The sequence below is a fragment of the Bradyrhizobium sp. P2_E8 genome, from assembly GCF_056403875.1.
In genome coordinates this window covers 1-1,689 of the sequence record NZ_JBFUES010001318.1, presented here as the reverse complement: position 1 = coordinate 1,689, position 1,689 = coordinate 1, and the positions used below count along the sequence as shown (strand labels likewise).

At 65.1% G+C, this 1,689-nt stretch carries 1 protein-coding gene; it reads right to left on the bottom strand.

Annotation, left to right across the window (positions count from 1 at the left end; translation table 11 throughout):
* Positions 1 to 382: 382 nt before the first annotated feature.
* Positions 383 to 1,689: Si-specific NAD(P)(+) transhydrogenase (sthA, locus tag AC1D00_RS40005; RefSeq protein ID WP_477014491.1), on the bottom strand; the 1,307-nt coding region annotated here is incomplete at its 5' end.

Below are 1,689 nucleotides of genomic sequence, written 5' to 3'. Positions count from 1 at the left end.
CGGTGAGGCTACGTGCCTGACGGCACGAACGCAATCGCGCGATGTCCCGCGCGGCGGAATGCAGGCATGCGATGAAGTGAGGTGAGATGCCTATTCTCCCTCTCCCCGCTTGCGGGGAGAGGGTCGGGGTGAGGGGGAGTCTCCGCGGGGACGGAGGTCGTTGGGTTTTTCGAGATGGCCCCACGCCGTCATTGCGAGCGCAGCGAAGCAATCCAGAGTCGTTCCGCGGAGGGATTCTGGATTGCTTCGCTACGCTCGCAATGACGTGTCGAGAGGGGTCGTTCCAGTGGACAGACGACTCGCGGAGGCTCCCCCTCACCCGGAATTCAAACTGCGCTTGAATTCCGACCTCTCCCCGCAGGCCGGGAGAGGTGAAGAACAATCACCTTGTCATCCTGTTCCACGCATCGAGGCCGGCGATCTTGTATGCCTCCGCCAGCGTCGGATAGTTGAACGTGTTCTGGATGAAATAGTCGATGGTGCCTTTGAGGTTCAGCACGGCCTGGCCGATATGGATCAGCTCGGTGGCGCCTTCGCCGAGGATGTGCACGCCGAGCAGGCGGCGCGTCTTGGTGGAGAAGATCATCTTCATCATGCCGCTGTTCAGCCCCATGATGTGGCCGCGCGAGGTCTCGCGGAAGCGGGCGATGCCGACCTCGTAGGGAATGCCGCGCGTGCGCACCTCTTCTTCGGTGAGGCCGGCGGTCGAGATCTCCGGCACCGAATAGATGCCGTAAGGAAAGAACTCCGGCGGCGCCAACGGCTCCATGCCGAGCGCGTGGCAGGCTGCGACGCGGCCCTGCTCCATCGAGGTCGAGGCCAGGCTCGGAAAGCCGATCACGTCGCCGGCCGCGTAGATGTGCGACACGCTGGTCTGCAACGTCACGGGATCGACGGTGATGCGCCCGCGATGGTCAACCGCGATGCCGGCGGCCTCGAGGTTGAGGCGATCGGTGGCGCCGACCCGGCCGGCGGCGAACAGCAGCATTTCCGTGGTGACGTGCCGCCCGTCCGACAAGTGCGTGACGATATTGCCCTGCGCATTCTTCTCGATCGCGTTGACCTTGGCGCCGAGCCGCAGCGCGACATTGCGGTCGCGCAGCTCGTGCATGAACTCGTCGATCAACTCCTTGTCGATGAAATCGAGGAAGGTCGGCCGCGGCTCGATCAGGGTCACGGGCACGTCGAGCGCGCTGAAGATGGTGGCATATTCGACGCCGATCACGCCGGCGCCGATCACGGCAAGGCTGCGCGGCAGCTTTGGCAGCTCGATGATCTCGTCGCTGTCGAGCACGGTGGTGCCGTCGAACGGCACGTAGTCGGGCCGGAACGGGCGCGTGCCGCAGGCGATCAGGATGAAGGCGGCCGACACCACCTTGACCTCGCCGATCGCGCTCGTGATCTCGACCTGATGCGGCGCGACGAAGCGCGCCTCGCCGTTGGCGGTGCGCACCAGGTTGCGGCTGAACTGATGCTCGAGAACCTCGACCTCGTGGTCGAGCGTCTTCTGCAGCCGGGTCATCAGGTCGCTGGCCGCGATGTCCTGCTTCACCCGGTAGGAGCGGCCGTAGAAGCCGCGCTCGCGCCAGCCGGACAAATTGAGCACGGTCTCGCGCAGAGTCTTGGAGGGAATGGTGCCGGTGTGGACGGAGACGCCGCCGACCCGCCGGCCCTTCTCCACCACCAGCA